This window comes from Ilumatobacteraceae bacterium, from assembly GCA_033344875.1.
Classification (GTDB): Bacteria; Actinomycetota; Acidimicrobiia; order Acidimicrobiales; family Ilumatobacteraceae; genus Ilumatobacter.
Window position 1 is genome coordinate 1,941,289 of record JAWPMO010000001.1, and the last position, 23,213, is coordinate 1,964,501.

The 23,213-nt window shown below is 66.3% G+C and carries 16 protein-coding genes; 12 read left to right on the forward strand and 4 right to left on the reverse strand.

Annotation, left to right across the window (positions count from 1 at the left end):
* The first annotated feature begins 82 nt into the window (after positions 1–82).
* From R8G01_09245 to R8G01_09260, 4 genes are read left to right on the forward strand one after another with little or no spacing between them, the layout of a single operon-like run.
* Entirely contained in the window at positions 83–1,150 is a 1,068-nt protein-coding gene (locus R8G01_09245; GenBank protein ID MDW3214168.1) for a hypothetical protein, read from the forward strand.
* Positions 1,147–1,920 (forward strand): CpsD/CapB family tyrosine-protein kinase, encoded by a 774-nt coding sequence (locus tag R8G01_09250; GenBank protein ID MDW3214169.1) that lies wholly within the window; start codon positions 1,147–1,149, stop codon positions 1,918–1,920. The genes R8G01_09245 and R8G01_09250 overlap by 4 nt, the downstream gene beginning before the upstream one ends.
* 15 nt (positions 1,921–1,935) lie before the next feature.
* On the forward strand, positions 1,936–2,082 hold the full coding sequence (locus R8G01_09255; GenBank protein ID MDW3214170.1) for a hypothetical protein: 147 nt from the start codon (positions 1,936–1,938) through the stop codon (positions 2,080–2,082).
* Positions 2,079–3,605 (forward strand): O-antigen ligase family protein, encoded by a 1,527-nt coding sequence (locus R8G01_09260; GenBank protein MDW3214171.1) that lies wholly within the window; start codon positions 2,079–2,081, stop codon positions 3,603–3,605. The genes R8G01_09255 and R8G01_09260 overlap by 4 nt, the downstream gene beginning before the upstream one ends.
* Here R8G01_09260 and R8G01_09265 read toward each other — a convergent pair.
* Together R8G01_09265 and R8G01_09270 are read right to left on the reverse strand one after the other, a co-directional pair.
* Positions 3,560–4,627: a glycosyltransferase family 4 protein gene (locus R8G01_09265; GenBank protein ID MDW3214172.1), complete on the reverse strand. Its 1,068-nt coding sequence runs from the start codon at positions 4,625–4,627 to the stop codon at positions 3,560–3,562. The two genes, R8G01_09260 and R8G01_09265, sit on opposite strands and share 46 nt — an antisense overlap.
* Positions 4,620–6,227 carry a hypothetical protein gene (locus R8G01_09270; GenBank protein MDW3214173.1) on the reverse strand — a complete coding sequence of 536 codons (1,608 nt, stop codon included), beginning with the start codon at positions 6,225–6,227 and terminating at the stop codon, positions 4,620–4,622. The genes R8G01_09265 and R8G01_09270 overlap by 8 nt, the downstream gene beginning before the upstream one ends.
* A gap of 30 nt (positions 6,228–6,257) precedes the next feature.
* Between R8G01_09270 and R8G01_09275 the strand changes: the two genes are divergently transcribed.
* The 5 genes from R8G01_09275 to R8G01_09295 all read left to right on the forward strand — a co-directional run bounded on the left by R8G01_09275 (position 6,258) and on the right by R8G01_09295 (position 14,637).
* Positions 6,258–6,926, forward strand: a complete 669-nt coding sequence (locus tag R8G01_09275) for a hypothetical protein (GenBank protein ID MDW3214174.1) — start codon at positions 6,258–6,260, stop codon at positions 6,924–6,926.
* A gap of 309 nt (positions 6,927–7,235) precedes the next feature.
* Positions 7,236–9,218 carry a hypothetical protein gene (locus R8G01_09280; protein MDW3214175.1) on the forward strand — a complete coding sequence of 661 codons (1,983 nt, stop codon included), beginning with the start codon at positions 7,236–7,238 and terminating at the stop codon, positions 9,216–9,218.
* Positions 9,219–9,426: 208 nt separating this feature from the next.
* Positions 9,427–11,436 carry a hypothetical protein gene (locus R8G01_09285; protein MDW3214176.1) on the forward strand — a complete coding sequence of 670 codons (2,010 nt, stop codon included), beginning with the start codon at positions 9,427–9,429 and terminating at the stop codon, positions 11,434–11,436.
* Between the two features lie 58 nt (positions 11,437–11,494).
* Positions 11,495–12,484 carry a hypothetical protein gene (locus R8G01_09290; GenBank protein ID MDW3214177.1) on the forward strand — a complete coding sequence of 330 codons (990 nt, stop codon included), beginning with the start codon at positions 11,495–11,497 and terminating at the stop codon, positions 12,482–12,484.
* A 53-nt stretch (positions 12,485–12,537) separates the two neighbouring features.
* Positions 12,538–14,637: a hypothetical protein gene (locus R8G01_09295; GenBank protein ID MDW3214178.1), complete on the forward strand. Its 2,100-nt coding sequence runs from the start codon at positions 12,538–12,540 to the stop codon at positions 14,635–14,637.
* 21 nt (positions 14,638–14,658) lie between these two features.
* On the opposite strand, the gene R8G01_09300 is transcribed toward R8G01_09295, so the two are convergent.
* Positions 14,659–15,516 carry a LysR family transcriptional regulator gene (locus tag R8G01_09300; protein ID MDW3214179.1) on the reverse strand — a complete coding sequence of 286 codons (858 nt, stop codon included), beginning with the start codon at positions 15,514–15,516 and terminating at the stop codon, positions 14,659–14,661.
* A gap of 71 nt (positions 15,517–15,587) precedes the next feature.
* Here R8G01_09300 and R8G01_09305 point away from each other — a divergent pair, with 71 nt between their 5' ends.
* Positions 15,588–16,889, forward strand: coding sequence for an inositol-3-phosphate synthase (locus R8G01_09305; protein MDW3214180.1), 1,302 nt, complete (start codon positions 15,588–15,590; stop codon positions 16,887–16,889).
* 366 nt (positions 16,890–17,255) lie between these two features.
* Complete coding sequence (locus R8G01_09310; protein MDW3214181.1) at positions 17,256–18,773, forward strand: sugar transferase; 1,518 nt, start codon at positions 17,256–17,258, stop codon at positions 18,771–18,773.
* A gap of 388 nt (positions 18,774–19,161) precedes the next feature.
* Here the strand turns inward: R8G01_09310 and R8G01_09315 are convergent, their stop codons facing one another.
* Positions 19,162–20,484: a hypothetical protein gene (locus R8G01_09315; protein ID MDW3214182.1), complete on the reverse strand. Its 1,323-nt coding sequence runs from the start codon at positions 20,482–20,484 to the stop codon at positions 19,162–19,164.
* A 388-nt stretch (positions 20,485–20,872) separates the two neighbouring features.
* Here R8G01_09315 and R8G01_09320 point away from each other — a divergent pair, with 388 nt between their 5' ends.
* The gene (locus tag R8G01_09320; protein MDW3214183.1) at positions 20,873–23,083 is read left to right on the forward strand and encodes a glycosyl hydrolase; all 2,211 of its coding nucleotides are present in this window, start codon (positions 20,873–20,875) and stop codon (positions 23,081–23,083) included.
* Positions 23,084–23,213 lie beyond the last annotated feature (130 nt).

Sequence of the window (23,213 nt, forward strand, 5' to 3'; positions counted from 1 at the left end):
CACCACTCTCCGGGTTGCCCCGTGCGGATTCTTGATCATTCGTCGACCGTTCCCGCTCGACAGGTACCGGTAGGCTGAAGGTGTGCTGAGCGAATCGTCCGCGGACACTCGACGACGCGCCGGTGGTCCCGCATTCTGGTTCCGTCTGACCGACAATCTGTTTCGTCGGTTGGTGTGGTTCCTGGTGCCGATCGTCATCCTCGGACTGATCGGTTTCTCGCAGGCTCGCAATACACCCGAGCTGTATCAGAGTTCGGCGACTCTCAGCACCACCGGCAACCCGCTCGTTCCGAGCCAGGATGCCGGCGGCGTATCGGCCAACTACTGGGAGTCGCAAGCCGACGCGGGTGCCCGGATGATCAACGAACGCTTGCGGACCGACAGCTTCATCACATCGATCGCCGAACAGGCGGGCCTCGGCCCGGCTGTCGACTCCGGGCTCGTCGGACTCGACGTGATCAGGACCAGCATCTGGGCCGGAGCGGGCGGGAGCTCGATCATCTCGGTCAGGGGGCAATGGAACGATCCACAGACTGCGTATCAACTCGTCGAGGGCACCGTGACGGCCTACCAGGCCTTCCTCTCCGACACGCTCGCCAACGACTCCGCCGAAGCAGAGGTCTTCTACATCGACCAGCTCGCCGCGCTGGAGATCGAGCAGCAGACGGCCTCGGACGAACTGGACGAATTCGTGGCGACACTCCCAGCCGAGGGCGGCATCACGATCCTCGACCAGATCGAGCTCGAACGACTCAGCGAAAACGTACGCTCCGTCGTCGACCGCATCGAGGAGACGCAGGAGAACATCGATCTGGCACGTCTCACGCAAGCTCAGCTCTCCACCGACGCAGGTCGTGGCTTTTCGATGATCGACCCGCCGGCCGTGCCCGACGCCCCAGTGTCGGCGCTCGTCGATCGGGCGGTCACCGCGCTCGGCTACCTGCTCCTGGGTATGGTCATCGCAGCCGCCGCCCTGGTTGTCACGACCGTCCTCGATCGGAGCGTCGCCTCACCCGCCGACCTTCTGGCGCTCGACGGCGTGTCCGTCGTCGCCACTGCTCCCCGTGCTGCGGCCCTCCTACCACGGCCCGTCCGAGGTTGGCGGGTTTGGATATGGCGGATGGGCATGATGAAAGAAGCCTCGACGTGACTTCGTCATCGACGTCGCGGAAGGGCAAGCGTCTCCAACCGGCTCGGGACGAAGCCGATCAGCACTCTCCAGCCAAGCGGAACACCACGCCGCCGCCTGCCGGCCGGCCGGTCGATGTCATCGCGTACGACGACATCCCCGCGGAGCTCGCCGAGGCCGTCCGAGCCATCATCAACCGCCACGAGCTCCGGACCGGCGAGCCGCTGCCCCGATCGATCGCAGTGACGTCCGCGACGCCGGGGGACGGCGTCACGACGGTATCTCAGACGCTTGCCAGCCTCATCGCGCAGGAGACCGGTGCCGTCGTCTGCTGGTTCGACTGCAGTTGGCTCGCTCCGCAGCCCGACGGCCTGGACATGAGCGAGCAACCCGATCTGATGGAGATCCTGGAGGATCGGTCGCGCATCGTCCCCGCGTTGCGATCGGTCCCTGACTTGCCGCAGCTCCTGTGCCTCGCCCCCCGCCCGGTGCCCGAACACCGTCGGAATTCGATCGTCCGCGCTCCCGAGTTCGAAGCGATGTTGGAGTTGCTGATCGACGAGTTCGATCACGTGATCTTCGATGTGCCTGCCATTCTCGACCAGGCCAACGGGCTCGCCCTGCTGCGACGGTGCGACGCAGCCCTGTTCGTCGTCCGCCACCGTTCGACGTCCGTGGGACAGGTCGAACGGGCGCTCACGGCCATCCAGCCAACGCCGATCCTCGGCGTGGTGCTCAATCGCTTCAAGCCGAGCGTGCCGGCGTTTCTCCGCCGCCAACTCGGCGGCTGAAGCAACGGACGATCCGTGCGGGTTCTCTTCGCCTTCCTGCTCTGCTCGTTCGTCCTCGGCGGCGCAGCACGCGGTCGACCGTTCCGTGAGCATCCGATGCTGCTCGCCGGTGTGGCGACAGTGGTCGCGGCGAGCATGTACAGCTTGCGGGTGATCCTGTGAACAACGAGGACGTAACGTTCCGGACGCGTCACAACACGCTCGTGTGGTGGACCGGGTACGTCTCAGTCGTCGTTACCGGACTCGTGATCGCGGCGTACGCCCGCCGCCAGTACGACGCACCGTTTCTCGGCCTGAGCTTGGCGATCGTCGTCGCACTCGTGCTCGGGTGGGTGATACGTCCGCTCGCGACGCTGTACACGGTGCTCTTCCTGACCGCGATCAGCGATCGGGTCACCGTCTGGTGGTTTCCGTTCGCGAAGAACCTTTCGAGCGCCGAGTCGATCTCGTACGTGGCCGACGCACTCACCGTCAGCCCGCTCGAACTCGCCCTCGGCACCGGTTTCGTCGTGTCGCTCGTACGTCGATACGCAGAAAGCGGCCGCGTGCTGCGACCGTCGCCACTGACCCGTCCGGTCGTGGTGTTCAGCGCGTTCGTAGGCTACGGATTTCTGCGCGGCATCATGCTCGGGGGCGACCTCCGGATCGCCGTGCTCGAGGGACGGGGACTCGTGTACATCGGGCTGATGTACGCGATCGTCGTGAACGAGTGCACCGAGAACGCTCACCTCCGACGCGCCGTCGCAGCCGTTCTTGCCGGCGTCCTCGTACAGGTGCTGCTGTCGCTCGAGTACCTGAACCGGATCGATCCCGCTGTCCGCTCCGATCTGGAGTCCCTGACCGAACACGGCTCCTCGCTCGGGCACAACCTCGTCATCCTGATGCTCCTCGTCTTCCTTGTACTCGGTGTCAGGGCGTGGCAGTGGCGGTGGGGGCTCACCATCGCCGTCATCCCGACGATGTACGTCTACCTTCTGTCGCAGCGACGGTCAGGTGTTGCTGCGCTGCTGGTCGCTCTCGGCCTTGTCGCCGTCGTGTTGTTCTGGCGGTCGCCTCGGCGCTTCTGGTTCGTCGTGCCCGCCGCCACTGTGCTGCTGGTCGGGTACACCTTGGCGTTCTGGAACTCTGCGTCGTCGATCGGCTTTCCGGCGCAGGCCATCAAGACCGTGGTCGCTCCAGACCAGGCGAGCGCGAAAGATCAGAGCTCCGATCTGTACCGCATGGTGGAGACGTTCAACGTCAACTTCACGATCCGGTCGAGCCCGTTGTTCGGCCTGGGATTCGGCTTGCCCTTCTACCAGCCGGTCCAGTTGCCGAACATCACGACGTTCGACCTCGCCGCGTACACGCCGCACAACTCGATCCTGTGGCTCTGGATCAAGACCGGGTTCGGCGGATTCGCGGCGATGATCTATCTGTTCGCCAAGTCATTGATGCTCGGCGCCGAACGCGTCCGACGCATGGCGCACGGGCCCGACCTGGTGGTCTCGATCGCAGCGGCGGCGTTCGTGCTGATGTTCGCCGTGTACACGTGGGTCGACATCTCGTGGGATGCCCGCAACACCGTGTTCCTCGGTCTCGCGCTCGCCATCTGCGCCCGGGCGCCCGAGCCGCGCGAGATGTCGGCCGTAGCCGAGGATCAGTCGGTCGCCGATCGGACGACGCCCTCGATGACGTCGGCGTAGCGTTCGATCGCGGCGTGCTCCTCCACCCAGTTCCGAGCCGCCTCGCCGAGTCCGTTCGATCGCGGCGGGTCGCCGAGCAGTCGCACGATCGCGGCTCGGAGTTCCTCGCTGTCGGCCGGCGACACGTACCACCCGGTCACGCCCTCGAGAATCGTGTCGTTCTGGCCCTGTGTGCGGGTACAGATCACGGCGCGCTCCATCGCCATGGCCTCGAGGATGGTGGTGATTCCTGCCTGGAAGTCGACGTCGACGAGTGGCATGACGACGAACTGTGACGCTGCATACAGCTCACGTAACGCATGTAGGTCGAACCGTTCGATCGTCACGTTGGTCGGCACGACCGTCGCTCGCGACGAGTCGGGCTGCTTGGACCAGGGGCTGGCCGCAGCGATGACGACCTCGACATCGAGCCCGTCGACGGCGGCCATCAAGGTCGGATAGTCGCGTCGTTCGAGCCCTGCGGAGCAGATCATCCGCCGCCGGGGCACGTCGACGGCCCCCAGACCGAAGAACGTGGTGTCGACCATGAACGGAGTCACGACAATCCGTGTCGGGGGTACGCCCAACTGGCGTTCGATCCACTCGGCCTGCGCCGTGCAGTAGACGACGTATCGGCCGATGAGCGGCGCGAGCCTGGCCCAGCGGAGGACGCGGGCCTTCTTCGGCACCGACAGGACATGGACGATCATCACGTGGCGGAGCCCCCCGGTTCCCAGCATCCGCATCAGCAGGGCGAGGGGGATCCCGACCTGCTCCCCGTCGGTGAGGACGACCTGGTACCGGCGTCGCCGACGGAAGACGTACCAGGCCAACAACGGGCCGGCACCGCCCAGTCGATGCAACACTCGGCCGATCCGCCCGGTGGCGGCGAGTGCGGCGGCAACGTCGACCACATCGGCGTCGACTCGGTCGGCGAGCACGCGGTAGTCGGCGCGGGGTCGACGCCCGGCCGCGACCTGTTCGTCGAGATCGTCCGGGATCGTGCCCGAGACGGTCAGCAGGACCGGACGCCGCTCACCCATCGAACCGCAACTCGATGAGGTTGATCGACCATGGCCCCAGCTCGACCTCGAGGGCACCCGACCCGAACGCGTCGTCAGTGATTACCGCCTGGGCGAACTGTTCGGCATCGGCGTTCTCGCCGACGTGTGCGGTCACCCGCATGGTGCCGTCGGCGGCAGGGGCCCCCTCCAAGACAATCGGCACCGAGGTCACGTCGTCACTGAAGTGGATCGCGATGAGCGCGAGCGTGCCGTCAGCGCGCTGCGTCGCGTAGACCTCGACCTCGTCGCCCTGGTCGCCGCGGTCGACCTCGAGGAGCGTGGGGCCGCGGCCGGCCCACGTGGCGAGTGCATGGAACTGCGGAAATCGCACCGATCCGTCCGCGCTCACCAATCCATAGTCGGTGCCGCTCTCGGTGGTGCCGTTGGCCAGGTTCCACTGGTTCGCGATCGGCACACCGGCCGACGCCAACCGGCCGAGGGTGTCGGCGATGAACAAGGCGTTGCCGACCTTGGTCATCGTCTGGGTCGTGTCGCCCGCCTCGAACGCGACCAGGTTGTACTCCGTGATCGCCAGGGGCACGTCGTCCGGCAGCCCTTCGCGTGCATCGGCGACGACGTCCGGCCACTGCGTCGCAGCACGGCTGGCGTCGGCGATGTCCGGCGGCTGGTCGTACGCGTAGTGGTGCACGATGTAGAAGTCGATCTCACCGTCAGCGGCTTCGAGCACCTCGTTGCCCCAGTCGCCCCAACTCGACGGTTCGCGCACACCGACGGCGCCCACCTCGATCGTCGGGTCGACTGCCAACATCTCGGCACGGATGTCGAGGTAGCCGTCATGGAGTTCGTTGCCGGTCACGTACTCGGCGCCGTCGCAGGTCCAGGCCTCCTCCCACCCGAACGGGGCGCAGTCACCGCCCCCGGTCGACTGGCGGGCACCGTACACCTCGTTGCCGACCTCCCACATCGCGACGCGCACCGGCTCGGTATGGCCACCCTCGGCTCGGAGGCCCGCCCAGTCGGCCACCGTGCCCCAATCGACGCCGTTGCGATCGACGCCGATCACGGTGTCGTCGTCCCGATCGCCGTTGAAGAAGGACACCACCGCTGCCGCGCTCTGGGCGGTCTCGTTGGGCGACACCGTCCAGATCCCGTGGAGCCCGGAGGCAGACAGCAACGCGGCGAAGTCGGATGGCCGGGCCGCGCCCTCCCAGATGCATCCGTCGTCCAGGCGTCGCTCGCATGCCGACCAGCCGTACACGGTGCTCCAACTGCCTCCGGGCATCCGGATCGTGGTGGCACCCGATTCCGCGAGCGCGGTACGGAACCAGTCGGACGCCAGGGTGTCGGGACCCAGCCACGCGGGCACGTTGGTGCCGAACACCCGGTCGTCGATCGGTCGTCCCGGCGCGGTGAGATCGATCGCGAATGCTGCGGAGGATGCCTCGTCGGGAGGGGTGGGCGGTGGGCCGGCAGCGTCCCCGGACAATCTGGGGGACGGCGAGTCGGTGTCGGTTGTCTGCGCCGTGTGCTCGGTGGTCGACGCAGGACCTTGTTCGGCTGCGGGCAGTCGATCCGCACTGCAACCGACGAGCGTCGCGATGCTCACGAGCAGGGCCATGCGCCGTCGTCCTCGATAAACCGCCACCACATGCAGACAGTAGCGGTCGGTGACCCTTTCCGCTCCGACTCTGAGCAGAACTCGGAAGGGCAGTATAACGACGGCGAGAAGGGTGTTCCGGCTGTGACGACCGCCGCACTGATGGCCGGAACTGCACTGTGGGCCGGCCGGTGGGCACGACACAGCAGAGAGCGCGTCGGAGTGATATTCGCCGGCCTCTTCCTCTTCCTCGCCGCGGACGACTGGCGCCAGATCCATGAGTGGCTCGAGTGGACGACGGGCGTCGACTGGCAGGTACCGTATCCCCCGCTTGCCGCGAGTGGGGCGGTGCTGTTCGTCCTCATCTTTCGGAAACTGCCCACCGGGCCGAACCCGGCGCGCCGGCTCTGGGTGGGCGGCGGCGCGTCGATCGCCATCGCACTGCTGCTCGAACCTCTGCAGTGGGGAACCGCCGATTGGCAGGTCGACGGCTACGCCGCCATGATGGTGGTAGAGGAATTCTTCGAGATGGTGACCCCGGCCGCCTTCAGTCTGGCCCTGATCCTCGCAATCGCCGAACACGGTCTACGTGGACGACACTACCGCGATGTCCCATCTCCACGATGCGGCAATGGTGGAATGCCGCGACCCCGACTGCGAACGGGAACACGTGCGCGCGTTCCGAACCTCCGCATTTGCGCTCCCGGGATGAGTGCCTGATTCGCGTCACCGAGGCGGCGTGCACGGATGAGACGCATCGAGCCGGTTCTCTGACCGTCGACGAGGTCGTCGCCATAGTCGACGGATCGAGCGAACAACGCTTTTCCGGCACCGGCGACGAGACAGGTTCTGAACAGGTGGGCATGGCGCGTCATCCGCTGACCGGAAGGAATGATTGAGTTCCACTTCGAGCAGCGGCCAGGCGACACGCGAGCCTCAAGTGTTGTCGATCCCCGGCCGATCAAAATGTGTGCAAACTGTCAAGCGCGCGGCTCGCAATATCCGGTCCGAAATCGTAACGTAACCGTCATGAAGTCTGTCTGTGTCCGAACGACCTCCCTTCGCCGGGTCGGTGTAGCGATCGCGTTGATCGCCAGCATGATCGGCGCGCATCAGGCATCGCCGCTGGACGCAGCGGTCTCGAACGGCACGGTCACGCAGTTGCAGGTGACGGGTCGCGCCGGCATCCCGCACAACGCCAGCGCTGTCGCCATCAACCTCGCCGCCGTCGACCCCACCGAACCAGGCTTCATCACCGCCTACCCCTGCGGCACCAAACGCCCCACCGCATCCACCGTCAACCACCTCACACAAGCCGCCACCTCCAACTCCTCCATCGTCAAGATCGGCGACGACGGCAACATCTGCCTCTACACCCTCACCACCACCGACATCATCGTCGACGTCACCGGCTGGTACCCCGCCAACGCCGACTACACCCCCATCACCCCCAACCGATTCCTCGACACCCGCACCACCACATCCAACGCCGCCGGAAACACCCGACAGCTACAGGTGACGGGTCGCGCCGGCATCCCGCACAACGCCAGCGCTGTCGCCATCAACCTCGCCGCCGTCGACCCCACCGAACCAGGCTTCATCACCGCCTACCCCTGCGGCACCAAACGCCCCACCGCATCCACCGTCAACCACCTCACACAAGCCGCCACCTCCAACTCCTCCATCGTCAAGATCGGCGACGACGGCAACATCTGCCTCTACACCCTCACCACCACCGACATCATCGTCGACGTCACCGGCTGGTACCCCGCCAACGCCGACTACACCCCCATCACCCCCAACCGATTCCTCGACACCCGCACCACCACATCCAACGCCGCCGGAAACACCCGACAGCTACAGGTGACGGGTCGCGCCGGCATCCCGCACAACGCCAGCGCTGTCGCCATCAACCTCGCCGCCGTCGACCCCACCGAACCAGGCTTCATCACCGCCTACCCCTGCGGCACCAAACGCCCCACCGCATCCACCGTCAACCACCTCACACAAGCCGCCACCTCCAACTCCTCCATCGTCAAGATCGGCGACGACGGCAACATCTGCCTCTACACCCTCACCACCACCGACATCATCGTCGACGTCACCGGTTGGTACCCCGCCAACGCCGACTACACCCCCATCACCCCCAACCGATTCCTCGACACCCGCACCACCACGTCGGATCCCGCTCCCACGCGGCCGCCGACACCGGGTCCCAGCCCAGCGCCGACTCCTGATCCCACGCCGTCTCCCCCCGTCACGGTTCCTGGCCATGCGTTCTTCGAGGACTTCACGGGCAACACCGGGATGGACAACTTCGACACCGGCATGTTCCATCGTGACGACGTCCTCGTGGCCAACACACAGTGGTACGGCGACCACGACAGCAACTGCGGTGACCCGTCGACACAACGCCTGATCCACCGCAACCGGCCCGACGAATCGTTCTACATGTGCCGCGACCACATGATGACCAGCGTCGGCGACACCTCCGGCTACTCGATCGCCTGGTTCGCACCCAAACAAACATTCGAAGCAGGCACCCACACCAGCGTCTCGTGGGACGTCAACGTGACCGACCTCGGCAACCGCCAATGGTGGGAAGTCTCGATCGTCCCCGTCGGAACCCCATTCCTCGCGTCGATCGACTGGATGGCCGACACCGCCGAGATCGACTACTACGACCGACGCTCGATCGTCGTCGGCAAGGGCCCGTTCGGCAACGACGGCAACATCTACACACAAGGTGTCGATCGTGATCCGCTCGGATATTCACACGTGTGCGGCGCTGACCCCGAAGGCTGCGACTCCAAAGCGATCCGACGCACGTTCACGATCACCGACAACCGCAACGGCACCGTGACCGTCGACTACCTCGGCGACAGGTACACCTATCCCGGCGAGTTCCCCGACGAGTTCAAGGTCTACTTCAAAGACCACAGCTACACCCCCGACAAAGACGGCACCCCAGCAGGCCACACCTGGCACTGGGACACCATCCTCGTGCGCTGACAACGGTCGCTCACTGCGGCTCGGTCCTTGCCCGACATGGAAACGAAGTACACGACTTTGCGCTCTGCGTAAGTCGGCACAAATTCGTGTCTTGATATCTCAAGTTTGTGCAGTGGATTCAAGCCGAGTGGAACGACGGCGATAACAGACGGAACCGCTCCAACGAGTGGAAATACCGCACCCGCTGCTCGAAAGGATCCGCGATCCCATGAAGCGCTCACTACTCGTCGGCCTCGTTGTCGGCCTCGTCGCTCCCGTCTCCATCGGCGCCGCCGTCACGCTCGGCGCTTCGTCCCAGTCGAGTTGCTGGGACGAGTACAACAACCGAGGCACGCGGATGTACCGCACGATCGCGCCGAAGGGTGTGGACCTCGAGGACTGCACGCCTGGTCCGGGCTGCTACGTCGGCTACAACTCGAAAGGGCGGCAGAACCGGTTGTACGTGCCGCACAAGGTTGCGCCGCGTGCGGCGAACTGCGATGCCGTCACCACGACGACGGTCAGGCCGCCGACGACGGCAGCGCCCTCAACGACGGAGCCAGGAACGCCCGCTCCCGCTCGCTTCGAGACCCGACCGGTCGGAGCTGCTCTCCCCTCCGATTCCGAGTGCGCGAGCTGGGTCCGTCCGACCACCGAGATCCGCCCTGAGAACGCCGTGTACAACTCCACCCGAGGTCTCAGCGCCAACGCCACGTACCCGCGGGTGACCGGCGACTTCGTCGGCACGACCGACGAGATCATCCAGTGGACCGCCTGCAAGTGGGGGATCGACGAAGACTGGGTACGGGCCCAGCTCGTCAACGAGTCGTACTGGCACCAGACGGCGCTCGGCGACTTCAGCACCAACGCATCGGATTGCTCGCCGCGCTTCGCGATCGGCAACTATCCGCCCCAGTACGGCGGTGATCGTGAACACCGGGGCGAGTGCCCCGAGTCGGTTGGGCTCGGACAGATCCGCTGGCTCTACCACACGTCGGCGTTCGCCAAGGACAACGCCGTCAACTCGAGCGCCTACAACCTCGACTACACCTACGCCGTCTGGCGCGAGTGCTACGAGGGACGATTCGGATGGCTGAACGACGTCCAACGTGGTGCCACATACCAGGCGGGAGACGCGAAGGGCTGTCTCGGCGCATGGTTCTCGGGTCGCTGGTACACCGACGCCGCCACCGATTACATGAAGCGCTTCGATGAAACCCTCGCCCGGCGGACATGGGAGCAACCGTCGTTCAGCAGTCTCGGAACTTCGACACCGGCTCCGACGACGACGGTCAGCACGACGCCGCCCACCACGACGCCGCCCACCACCTCACCCGTCACCACGATGGCACCTGCGACGACCGCTCCGGCGACGACCGCACCGTCGACCACATCGGCCCCCACGCCCACGCCGACCACCACTACCCCACCGGCCACGACAGCACCGACGACGACCGCATCCCCGTCGGCGCCTCCATCGTCGAACGGCGGGGCCTTCGTCGAGGCGTTCAGCGGGAACACCGGCCTCGAGCGATTCGACACCGGCATGTTCCATCGCGACGACCACCTCGTCGCCCAGACGAGCTGGACCGGCGACCACGACACCAACTGCGGCGACCCATCGACCCAGCGGACCATCCGGCGCGACCGCCCCGACGAGTCGTTCTACATGTGCCGCGACCACATGATGACCAGCGTCGGCGACACCTCCGGCTACTCGATCGCCTGGTTCGCACCCAAACAAACATTCGAAGCAGGCACCCACACCAGCGTCTCGTGGGACGTCAACGTGACCGACCTCGGCAACCGCCAATGGTGGGAAGTCTCGATCGTCCCCGTCGGAACCCCATTCCTCGCGTCGATCGACTGGATGGCCGACACCGCCGAGATCGACTACTACGACCGACGCTCGATCGTCGTCGGCAAGGGCCCGTTCGGCAACGACGGCAACATCGTCACCGACGGCCAGCAGCGTGACCCGCTCGGCTGGCAACAGGTCTGCGGGGACTGGGCGGCCGATTCGGAAGGTTGCGGCTCCAAAGCCATTCGGCGTACGTTCACCGTCACCGACAACCAGAATGGCACGGTCAGCATCGACTTCCTCGGGAAGAAGTACACGTACCAGGGGACGTTCCCCGAGCAGTTCCAGGTCTATTTCAAGGATCACAACTACACGCCTGACAAGGACGGCAAGCCGGTCGGTCACACCTGGCACTGGGACAACATCGTCGTGAAGTGATGACGGCGGGGTCAGACCGCACCATGCCAGCCGGCCGCGAGGGGTAGCATCCCCATCGATGGCACAAACTCCGTCGCAGGCACGAATCAGGCGCGTCGGCTCCCTACGTCGTGTAGTCGCGCTCGGTTTGATCGCGACCCTCGGATTCGGAGCGTGCTCGTCCGGCGGCAACCCGCAGGTGGTCGACCAACGGGACATGGTCGACGAAGTCGACATCGCACAAGGAACCATCCCGTCCTCTGACGTCGCAGATCCTGCTTCGACGACACCGCCCGCGTCCTCGATCCCGAGTCCGTCGGTTCCCGACAATGCGTTCTTCGAGGACTTCACGGGCAACACCGGGATGGACAACTTCGACACCGGCATGTTCCATCGTGACGACGTCCTCGTCGCCAACACACAGTGGTACGGCGACCACGACACCAACTGCGGTGACCCGTCGACACAACGCCTGATCCACCGCGACCGGCCCGACGAATCGTTCTACATGTGCCGCGACCACATGATGACCAGCGTCGGCGACACCTCCGGCTACTCGATCGCCTGGTTCGCACCCAAACAAACATTCGAAGCAGGCACCCACACCAGCGTCTCGTGGGACGTCAACGTGACCGACCTCGGCAACCGCCAATGGTGGGAAGTCTCGATCGTCCCCGTCGGAACCCCATTCCTCGCGTCGATCGACTGGATGGCCGACACCGCCGAGATCGACTACTACGACCGACGCTCGATCGTCGTCGGCAAGGGCCCGTTCGGCAACGACGGCAACATCTACACACAAGGTGTCGATCGTGATCCGCTCGGATATTCACACGTGTGCGGCGCTGACCCCGAAGGCTGCGACTCCAAAGCGATCCGACGCACGTTCACGATCACCGACAACCGCAACGGCACCGTGACCGTCGACTACCTCGGCGACAGGTACACCTATCCCGGCGAGTTCCCCGACGAGTTCAAGGTCTACTTCAAAGACCACAGCTACACCCCCGACAAAGACGGCACCCCAGCAGGCCACACCTGGCACTGGGACACCATCTCCGTGAAGTGAACCGTCGTGCCGGTGCCCCGACGCCGGCGGTATACCCCGATATCGTCTCGGCGATGCAGCGCACGCTGGTGACGCTCAGCCCCGGGCCTCGATCGTCCATCTGCACTGTCGCGGTCGGAGTGCTCCTGTCGCTCGGTCTTGTCGGCTGCTCAGCGGGCGACGAACCCGACCTCGGCAATGCCGGCCTCGGTGAATCACCCGGCGAGGTCGGCGCAGCGGTCGTCGAAGCAGGACGGAGCTGGGGCGACGGCCGGGCGACGTGGGCGTCGCACACCGGCAGCACGACGAGCATCGTGACGACGACGGGGGTCTTCACGAAACAGGACGGACAGGCACCGGTCGGCGCAGACCGCTTCTCGAGTGCGCTGCGCGTCACGGCCGCAGCTGTCGATGCGGAAGGCGGCACCCTCGCTCTAGCGACGACGGACCAACGGATCCGCGCTGTCGACCTCGCGACCGGCGGGCTGGCAGCCGAGCAGGAGTTGCCGCTCGACATCTCCGTTCGCGACCTGGCGTACAACCACAACGGGGTGCTCGTCGCCGACACCTCGGCTGGGCCACTGGTCTGGGTTGACGGCCTCGCCGCCGAGCCGTTGCGGTTGGTGGGCGATGCCCCCGCCGGGCGCATGGCACTGCTCGCCGACGCGACGGTCGCCGCTCCCGTCCGGGCCAGCGCCGCGCTCGTGGTACTGCGTGACGGCACGCGCCGTGACTACACCCTCGACCTGGACGACGGGGCAACCGCGCTCGACGCCGATGCGTCGGCGTCGGGACGACTCGCCGTGTCGATCGGCATCGGCGAGAACCCGTTCGAACGCGAAGACCGGATCGTCGTCCTCGACCCGACGTCGTTCGAACCGCTGGCGACGATCGACGCCGGCATGCTGCTCGACGACCCGTCATGGGTTGCCACCGATGCGGCCATCGCAGCGTGGAACGGCCCCGGGCTGGCTCTCTGGTCGTACGACGGGCAGCCGATCACCACCGGCGAGACACCGACCGACCGTCCGATCGTGGCGGTGCACGAGGTCGCCGGCGCGCTGGTCAGCGCGCACAGCGACGGCACACTCGTGAGATGGCCCACCGACACCTGGTCGCCCACCGTGATCGCTCCGGGCGGCATCACCCTCGTTCACCTGAGCGTCGACGCGTCCGGCGACACACTCACGGCGGTCGACTTCTACGGTCGGGTCACCACCCGCTCCGCCGCCGACGGCGTCGTCATCACCGACGACGATCGGTTCGCTGTGGGCGAACTGACCGGTGTCGCCGTCTCTGCCGACGGGTCGCAGATCGGTGTCGCCTCGTCGACCGGCGACATTTCGGTGCTCGGTGCCGATCTCACCGAGCGCTGGTCGACGCCGGCAACCAGCGAAGGCGGCAAGGTCGACGCGATCGCGTTCGATCCATCGTCCGGCGCGGTCACCGCCGGCGTGGCCGAACGGGTGGGTGACCTCGCCTTCGACGACACGGTCGCGTTCTGGGATCCGGCGGGCGGCACCGAGCGGTTCCGGGTCGGGGGCGAGGCCGAGGACGTCGCCGGCTGTGCGTTCTACTTCAGCCGGGTGCGGTACAACGGTGACGGATCGCTCGTGGCGGTGACGTCACACGACTACTCCGTCCTCGTCCTCGACTCGACGACCGGCGAGGTCCTCCACGAACTGCCCGGCAGCACGACGGTGCTCGACCTGGCCTTCAGCCCCGACGACGACCTGCTCGTCGCCACGTACGACAACTCGGAGGTCACCGTCTGGTCGACCGGCGACTTCTCCGTCGCCGCGACCTACCAGGGCGCGATGGGCGGCTACTTCGGCATCGGCGTCCTCCCCGACAGCGCCACGATGGCCGCCACCGACATCACGGGAGCGATCTCGCTCGTCGACCTGATGACCGGTGCCGTGGTCGGCTCGCTCGATGGCGCCGACCACCGCACGTCCGCGATCGCCGTCTCGCCCGACGGCTCGTTGGTCGCGGCCCCGACCACCGACGCCGGCGTCGCCATCTGGTCGGCCAACTCCGGAAGACACCTGGCGACTGCACATGGCCACACCGCTACGGTGACGGGCCTGGCATTCGCCCCGGACGGCTCGTACCTCGTCAGCTCGTCGAGCGACGGCACGATCCGCACGTGGTCGATCGCCACGCACACCTGACGGCGAGCGAGCACCAGGCTCTCAAGCCAGGAGGCGCACCGCCAGTTCGTCGGCTGCAGGATCGGTCACCGCTCCCTCGCGACGGGCGAGCACGATCCGACGGGTGAGCAACTCCGGGCCGGCGACCGCGATCCGACCGCTCGGACCTTGCACCTCGGGTAGCACCGTCCACCCGAGACCCAGGCCGACCATGTGCCGGAGGACGTCCGGCTGGTGACTCTCTGCTGCGACCACGATCGGCGCCGAGCACGCCCGCAGCGCTGCCTCGATCTGTTGGCGGGAGTGGGAGTCGGCGGGGAAGAGCACCCACGGACCCCACCGCTGGGGATGATCGATCGACACACCCCGCGGCGCATAGATCACGAGCGGCTCTTCGAGGACCACCGTCGCACTGACACCGACCGGGAGTTCCGCCGGCTCCACACACACGACGACGTCGAGGTCACCGATCCGGAGGGAGTCGAGCAGACCGCGCGAGGGCGCAACCGTCAGATGGACGTCGACATCCGGCCGGTCGGCCCGGAACGCGGCCAGCACCGACCGAAAGTGGACGAGCGCAGCGACGTCGATCATGCCGAGCCGCACCGACCCGACCGCAGCACCACGAACCCGTTGCGACCACGCCTGCAGGTCGCCAGTCAGCGAGACGACCTGCCGTGCATGGTCGAGCACCGGTGACGCAGCCTCGCGCACGACCCTTCGCCGGCCCGCCGACCGGAAAAGATCGACGCCGACCCGTCGTTCGAGCTCGGCCAGCCCCTGCGACAGCGCCGACGGGCTGACACCGACGTCAGCCGCAGCCACGGCCCAGGTCGGGGAATCGGCGACCGCGACGAGGTACTCGAGCTGCCGGATCGAGATGTCGGGGAGCTGGCGCACCCCGCGCACGATAGTTCAGACTTTCTGAACTGTCACAGGAATCGCACAAGAACTTCTTACGATCACCGCCCATGACAGCACGACAGATCGCACCCGCCACCGGCAAGCTCGGTGTCCTCACCCCCGGCATGGGCGCCGTGGCCTCCACCTTCATCGCCGGCGTCATCGCCGCCCGCAACGGCACCGTCGCCCCGATCGGCTCGGTCAGCCAGATGGCGCACATCCGCCTCGGCACCAAGGACGAGAACCGGAACCCCCGCATCAAGGAGTTCGTGCCGCTCGCCGAACTCGACGACATCGTCTTCGGCGGCTGGGACCCGATCTCGCCGAACGCCATGGAGGCCGCCAAGACCGCCGGCGTGCTCGAAGGCGCCGACCTCGATGCCGTCTCGAAGGAGATGGAGGGCATCATCCCGATGGAGGCCGTGTTCGACCAGCGCTGGGTCAGCCGCCTCGACGGCGTCCGCGTCAAGGACATCGCCAACAAGTGGGACCAGGCGATGGCCCTGATCGACGACATCGCCAACTTCAAAGAGGAGAACGGCTGCGACCGCCTCGTGATGGTGTGGTGCGGATCGACCGAGGCGTTCCAGGAGCCGAGCGCCGTGCACGCCAGCGTGGCCTCGTTCGAGCAGGGCCTGCGCGATGACGACGACAACATCTCGCCGAGCCAGATCTACTGCTACGCCGCGCTCCAGTCCGATGTGCCGTACGCCAACGGCGCACCGAACCTCACGACCGACCTCGACTGCATGATCGAACTGTCGAAGGCTCGCAACGTGCCGATCGCCGGCAAGGACTTCAAGACCGGCCAGACGCTGATGAAGACGCTGCTCGCCCCCGGGTTCAAGGCGCGCATGCTCGGCCTGCGCGGCTGGTACTCCACGAACATCCTCGGCAACCGCGACGGCGAGGTGCTCGACGACCCGGAGAACTTCAAGACGAAGGAGGAGTCGAAGCTCGGCGTGCTGCACGGCATCCTGCAGCCCGAGGTCTACCCCGACCTGTATGGCAACGTCGACCACGTCGTGCGCATCAACTACTACCCGCCACGTGGCGACAACAAGGAGGGCTGGGACGCGATCGACATCTTCGGCTGGCTCGGCTACGAGATGCAGATCAAGGTTGACTTCCTCTGCCGCGACTCGATCCTCGCCGCTCCGATCGTGCTCGACCTCGCCCTGTTCATGGACCTCGCCCACCGCGCCGGCGAGAGCGGCGTGCAGGAGTGGCTGAGCTTCTACCTGAAGGCGCCGCAGGCCGCGGGCGACAGCCCCGCCGAGCAGGACCTCTTCATCCAGCAGACCAAGCTGAAGAACACGCTTCGCGAGTGGATGGGTGAGCAGCCCGTCACCCATTCCGAAGCAGGCTGACGCGACGGGGCCGGCGGTTCACGTCGGCGGGCACGACAGCGGATTCGCCGCACCCGCGCTTCGAGTCGCGGGCTGCGGCAGACCACAGAGCCACTTCACATTGCCGTGACGCAGAGTAGGTGCTGTTGACGCATTTACAAGACGCCGACGATCTTTACGCTCAGCGGGCACACGCAACCACTTTACGTGGCTTCTGGCCGGAAATGTACCACTCTCCAGCACAAATTCGTGGAAAACCTCACGTGAACGCTGATAAGAACGTGGGTGTCGAATCAACGATTCGACGGCGGCGGAGAGTGGAGAGGGAAAGCGGGCGCGAGAGTGGCGGAGTTCGGACTTGACAATCGAGATCGCGGTGTCGTCACGGTGGAGCGCCGTTCGCCGAACGTCGCGAACCGGCGACGAGGCGTCTATCTTGCGACACCGACCGACGCCAGGAGCACCCCAGGGGACACGGGTGCCCCGAGCCCCGACCCGACGCCGACCTCCTCGCTGCGACCCTCCGTCGCTCGGCGCCGCCTCATGGTGGCCGATGCCGCTGCTGCGGTTGTTGTTGCCGCCGCCGCAATCCGGATCATGCTCTGGCTCGACCCGATGGGCACCGCGCCGCTCGGCCGACACCTGCTCTTGACCGTCGCCAGCGTTCCGGCCTTCGCCCTGGGTGCCGTGGTGAGCCAGATGTACCGAGCCCGCGCCAACGACTCGACTGCGCGGGAATTCCAGAACATCTTGAAGACCGTGCTCATTGGCACCGTCTTCATGATCTGCCTGGCGTTCGGCGCCCAGATGAACGACCTGTCCCGGGCGTGGGTCGGCGTGATCGCCGCATCGACACTCGTCGCACTCACCATCGAGCGCTCGATCGCTCGACGGATCTTCTCCCGCCTCCGCGTCAACGGGCGCATGCGTCGCCGCATCGTGATCGTCGGTACCGACAGCCACGCCGTCCGTCTCCACCAGGTCTTCGAGCACGACGCGAGCCTTGGCTACGAGGTGATCGGCTTCGTCGGCGAGCGTGACCCGGACTTCCTCTTCCGAGACCGGGTGCTCGGCGACTTCGCCGACGTCGGGGCGGCACTGGCCGCCAACGATGCAGTCGGCGTGGTCATGTCGCCGTCGTCGATGAGCGAGAGCGAACTCAACTCGATGACGCGTGACCTCACCGACGCCGGCTACCACGTGGCCATCTCGGCCACCCTCCAAGACATCGACATCACACGCCTCCGGCCCCAGAGCGTCGACGGCCGATCGATCCTGTACGTCGAGCCGGTCGCTCGCACCGGTGCCACCGTCGTGGCCAAGCGGGTGTTCGACCTCGTGGCAGCGTCCGGCCTGTTGATCACGACCGCGCCGATCATCTTGGGGGCCATGGCAGCGATCAAGCTGACCACGCGTGGCCCGGTGCTGTTCAAGCAGACCCGGGTCGGGCTCGACGGCGACGAGTTCACCATGGTGAAGCTGCGCACGATGGTGGTCGACGCCGAAGCGCGTCTCGCCGACCTCGCCGGCCTCAACGAGGCAGACGGCCCGCTCTTCAAGATCCAACACGATCCACGTATCACCAAGGTCGGGCGCTTCCTCCGCCGCTCGTCGATCGACGAGCTCCCGCAGCTGCTCGCCGTACTCCGGGGCACGATGAGCATGGTGGGCCCGCGTCCGGCACTGCCCTGCGAAGTCCAGCAGTGGGACGACGCGACCCGCGATCGCCTGCGAGTGCTCCCCGGCCTCACCGGTCTCTGGCAAGTGTCCGGACGATCCGACGCCTCGTTTGACGCCTACAAGCGGCTCGATCTGTTCTACGTCCACAACTGGTCGATCCGCCACGACATCTCGATCTGTCTCAGAACCGTCGGCGTGGTGCTCGGGGCTCGCGGCGCTCGCTGAGCAACCTGGTCGGGGGCCTCACGAAGCTCGCGAAGATGGACACGCCCCTGACGGCGGCCGCCTGACGGTGATCGGCGACTCACCATCATCGACGGACAGCCGCGTGACCAGGCCGCCGGTCTGGACGTGGCCAGGAGCGACCCCTTCGGGCACCGTGAGCGGCAGCAAGGCGATCGCCTCGACGTCATCGTTCCGGCACCCTGACCACGGACGCTCGGAGAGGGCAAGCGGCTCGGGCGCCCATGACGCTCCCTCGCGTTGCACGCCGACACCTGAGGTTCGGGACCCCGTTCACCGGTGAGGTGCGTTCACCGGGCGACGGGTACAGCGATCGCGTCGAACGGACCCTGCATCGCCCGCCCGGTCAGGGGAAGGCGGCCCGGATCGATCAGGCGGTCTGGGTGACGCCCGAGGCCGCAACCCGGCCCCTGGACAGATGGTGCTGGTGGACCGACGTCAGGACGACCACGTCGCCGGCATCGACATCGACGCTGTCGAGGTCATCGAGCGCGGCCGCGATGCTCCGCATCGACGTGTCAGCGGAGATCACGAGCACCACGCGGTCGACCACCGCAGCGAAACCCAGGCCGATCGACGTGGCATCCATCGGCGCCGCCGGCACGAGCACGATGTCCGTCTCAGAACTCAGCGCCTCGAGCGACTCACGCGTCGACGCCCAGTACTCGCGACTTCGTTCGCCCCACGGGGCGCCCTTCCAGACTTCGACCGACATCGCGACGTCGGGTCCGGTCATCTCGATGCCTCGGGCCACTGCCAGCGCTGCGTCGGCAGGCAGGGTTCGACTCTCGACCGGGAGGAGGAGCACGACGCAACCTGCCGCCGACACCCCACTGCGCCCACGGGCGAACTTGGTGACCAAGCGGTCGTAGCCCCGCAACTCGGGCTGCCGGGAACTCCGCAAGTCGATGTATTCGACGCGGCCCACCTCGCGGATCCCCGACGCCTCGGCGTTGAAGGCACTGGCGAATCGATCGTCGGACCGATCTCGCACGAGCGCTAGGACGAGCCCGAGGAGCGTCCCCAACGCCAGACCGGAGACGACGATGACGGGTAGGCCGAGACCCGCGCGCGATACAGCGGTCGCAGGGTCGATGAGCACGCGGCCCGTGTCGACGCCGAGGTCCAACGTGGTCAGGTCGGCTTCGATGCTCGAGAGACGCTCATTGGCGCGCTGCTGCGCTTCGATGAGCACGCTGAGCCGGCTCTGGGATGCCTCATCACCCTTGGCCTCTTCGTCGTCGATCTGATCGGCGATGACGGCGATCTCACCCTGGACGTCTGACGCCAACTGATTCAGCCGTCGCACGGAATCCAGGGTGACCGAGTTGATCGCGTTGTCGCGGGTCGCCAGGAACAGATCTGCGTAGACGGTCGCGCCATCGACGGCTGCGTCCTCGTCCTCCGCTTCGAACGTGAGGAGCAAGACATCCCCCGTCGGGTTCGACACGGCGGTCGAGCGCTCCCGGACGGCGTCCAATTCGAGATCGAGAGCGTCCGCGACCTCCGTGAGCAACTCGGTCGAGCGCGCCACCGTCGCCCAGGTGTCGACGTCGAGCGTCCGGTCGCGCCCGCCGCCCGGCGAGGTCTCGTCGCCGGCGGCGATCAACAACAGGGTCGACTGCGCACGATAGAGCTCCGCCTGGGCTGCGTAGAACAGTTGTCCACCGATCGTGCCGAGGACCGCGGCCACCGCGATCACTGCCCACTGGCGCCGAAGCGCCGGCAGCAATTCGGGTTGGGGTTCATTCGCCGTCGTCGAGCGGCTGGTTGTCGATTGGTCCACCACAGTGCGGCGGATTGTAACAAGCCGGCGCTACGGCCACGTGGAACGTCCGTTCGCCAGGTCACGTTCAGTCGGCGTTTCGTTCAAGTCACGGCGGATCTGGCCGATGAACCGATGCGGCCTGGTTCTCAACCATCGACAACGGATCGTCATGAAATCGAAACATTTGACTTCCCGCCGACATAATTGACCAAGCGTCGACACAAAGACGCCCCATACTTGTGCGGGCCAGCGGACGGGCCATCGCACTGGCTCGACGGCATCGCACGTCGAGCGCCATACCAAAAGGGACGACATGTACACCGCACACTCGAATAACAGCGTCACTCCGCGCCGCAAGAGGTCCTGGGCACTCAGCCTCTTGGTCGCCACCCTGGCGATCGCCGCCGCCGGCATCGTGGTCGGGGAGGCCAACCAGGTGGCCGGCGCTCCGGACACATCCGCATACCGCCCGGTGACGCCATTCCGCGCCGGCGACACCCGGATCGATCTCGGCTTCACCCGCGTCGACGACCACACCATGCGCCTCCAGATCGCGGGCCGCAACGGTGTTCCGGCCGATGCGACGGCTGCTGCCGTCACGATCGTGGCCACCAACGGCACGGCGCCGGGGCACGCTCTGACCTACCGAGCCGGATCGACTCGACCGAACGCCTCGAACATCAACTACGAGGTCGGCGAGACCTACTCCACGGGAGCCATCGTCGAGCTCAGCGATGGCGGAGCCATCGACGTGTACACGCTCACCCCGGTCGACATCGTCATCGACGTGACCGGCGCCTTCGTTCCGGTCACCGAGTCTCGCGGCGGCCGCTTCATCGGTGTCGATCCGCTCCGGGCCCTCGACACTCGGGAGACCCGTGCGTTTTCAGCTGGTGAGACCCGTGACGTCGAGATCCCCGTCGCGTGGACGAACGCGACCGGCGCGCTCGTCACGCTGACGGTCACTCCCCCGAACGTGCCCGGATACTTCACCGCATACGCCGAGGGCCGACGTCCCGAGACCTCGACGGTCAATGTCCCGACGGCCGGCGCAACACGGGCGACGACCGCGATCGTACCGATCTCGAAGAAGAACATGAAGCTGTACTCCTCGCACGGCGGCAACGTGATCGTCGATGTGATCGGCTTCTTCACGAGCCCCTACGGCGAGATGTCGTCAGAGGGGCTGTACGTGCCGACGACCCCCACCCGTCGGATCGACACTCGTGAGAGCGGCGCCGTCAACGCCGGCACCGCACGAGCGTTCGACGTCCAGGGAGGCGTCACGGTCGGTTCGCTCGCCATGGTCGATTCCTTCGGCCCCGGTTTCGCCTCGCTCTACGCCAATGGCACCGAGCAGCCGATCACGTCCTCGATCAACGCCACCAGCGAGTCGTTCATCGCGAACATGGTCGTTTCGAGGGCATCCAGGTCGGGCGTCAGCGTGTTCTCGTCGAACACGTCGCATTACGTCTACGACCAGTTCGGCTACTTCATCGCCGACGAAGCGGCGATCGTTGCTCCCACTGCGCCGACGAAGCCCGTACCGTCCCCGCCGGGCGTCACCCCGACGCCGCCGGCACCCGCACCGTCGCCGTCGGGTTGTCATGTGTCGGAGTTGTTGGTGCCGTCGTGTGGTGTGTGGCTGGGTGCCACGACCCCGTCTCGTGACGGCTCGTTCGACTACGACCGCGGTCTCGCCGAGTACGAAAACGTCGCCCAGAACACCCCCGACATCCTCCACTTCTACAAAACCGGCGCCCAGAAGTTCCCCACCTCGTGGGAGATCGCCCAAACCGAGCGGCCCGGCAAACAACGCAGCCTGCTGCTCTACAACTGGAAACCCAGCAAATCCGACACCTGGGCCCAGATCGCCAACGGCGCCGCCGACAGCGAAATCGCCACCGTCGCCAACAGCTTGAAGAAATACCCCGACAAGCTCTTCTTGAACATCTTCCACGAACCCGAAGACAACGTCCAAGACTGGTCCGGCTCGGGCATGACCGCCGCCGACTACGGCAACATGTACCGCTACGTCGTCAACAAGCTCCGCGCCCACGGCGTCACCAACGCCGTCTACGTCTGGAACCCCATGGGCTACTACGGCTGGCGCCACTACTTCGACGACCTCTACCCCGGCCACGACTACGTCGACTGGATGTGCTACGACCCCTACGCCACCGACAACCGCTTCAACGGCTTCGGCGAACTCATCAACGACGACCGCCCCGACCTCAACTGGCCCGGCTTCTACAACTGGTCCCTCGCCAAAGCACCAGGCAAACCCCTCATGATGTGCGAATGGGGCGTCGACGTCGACGGCAACGCCGACCCCGCCTCGGTCCTCAAGGTCGACCCCAACACCATCATGGCCAAGTACCCCCACCTCAAAGCCATCGTCTACTTCAACGACAACGGCCGCTGGGACACACGCCTCACCAACACCACCACGAAAGGCAAAGCACTCGGCGACGCCTACCGCAACTTCGCCAACCAACCCATCTTCAACCAAATGACCCCCTGACCACCCACCCACCCCGCCACGAACCCACCACACCGCTACGGCGGGCGCCGACCCACTCACACCCCCGGCCACTCGCGCTTCACCACCTGTGGCTCAGATGGACGTTCAGGTATGTTGTGGTCTGGTGATG